The following is a 1,065-nucleotide window of genomic DNA, read 5'->3' as shown; positions in this document are numbered from 1 at the left end:
ACCGCGCTCAGCCGCTGGGCGCCCGCCCGCGGCTCGCCCACGGTGCCGAACCGCCACGTGCTCTCGCCGCGCACCTGCTCGGCCCGCACGACGGCGCTCTGCTGGCCCGTCACGCAGGAGGTGGTCTCCACCACCGCGTACACCCGCGTGGTGGCGCCGGCCGACGTCGTCTCGATGGCCGCCGACGTCTCGACGCCCGGGCCGAGGCCGGCCAGGTCGAGCACGGTCTCGCGCTGCCAGGCGGCTCCGTCCCAGCGGGCGTACCGGACGTCGTAGCCGTCGAACGCCGTGACGCCCTCGGTGCGGAACCGGTAGGCGATGCCGTCCAGCGTGTCACCGTGCACGGCGAGCTTCGCGGTCTGCAGCGCCGGCCAGTACGAGCCGATCTCCTCGCCCGCGGTGTACGGCTGGTAGATCACCGCGCCGGGCGTCGAGGGCGTGATCGGGGTCGCGAGCGCGGAGCCCGTCACGTCCCGGAACGAGCCGTCGGCCGGGTCGTAGACGGCGTACGAGCCCAGGTGCCGCGACGGGTCGGCCGGCCAGGGACCCCACTCCCACAGCACGTGCACGCGCCCGTCCGTGCCCACCTTGAGGTCGTCCGGGTAGAAGGAGTGCGCGGGCGCGTCGGCGACGACCGCGACGCGCGACCACGTGCCGGCCGAGGTGTCGAAGCGGTACAGGTTGCCCGTCCGGGCCTGGCGCTGGTCCGCGCCGGCGCGGGCCATGACGTAGACGTCGCCGTCCGTGCCGCGGGCGGTCACCGGGTAGGTGATGGCGAGGTCCTGGTCGGGCATCTGCGCCGAGACGTCCACCAGCGAGGTGACGTCGCCCGGCGTGGTGGTGCGGAAGTAGTTCCACTGCTCGTGGTGCATGGAGACGAACGCGTGCACGTGGCCGGCGCCGTCCACCACGATCGAGGGCTGGTTGTGGCCGTTGTCGTCCGCGAAGGTGACGCAGGCGCCGTCGGCCGCCCGCAGGCAGCCGTCGGTCCAGTCGCCGTCCGCGCCGCGCGCGGCCACGTGCACCTCGTGCGTCGCGGCCGTGGGGCCGGGCGCGTTGTAGGCG

At 74.7% G+C, this 1,065-nt stretch carries 1 protein-coding gene; it reads right to left on the bottom strand.

The window, feature by feature from the left end; all coding sequences use genetic code 11:
- The coding region (locus tag PROKR_RS21430; RefSeq protein ID WP_211240196.1) for a BNR-4 repeat-containing protein at positions 1-1,065 on the bottom strand (1,065 nt) is incomplete at both ends.

Source organism: Promicromonospora kroppenstedtii DSM 19349 (genome assembly GCF_000515355.1).
Taxonomy (GTDB): Bacteria; Actinomycetota; Actinomycetes; order Actinomycetales; family Cellulomonadaceae; genus Promicromonospora; species Promicromonospora kroppenstedtii.
The sequence above is the reverse complement of the archived record's forward strand: the minus strand, read 5'-3'. Positions and strand labels throughout refer to the sequence as shown.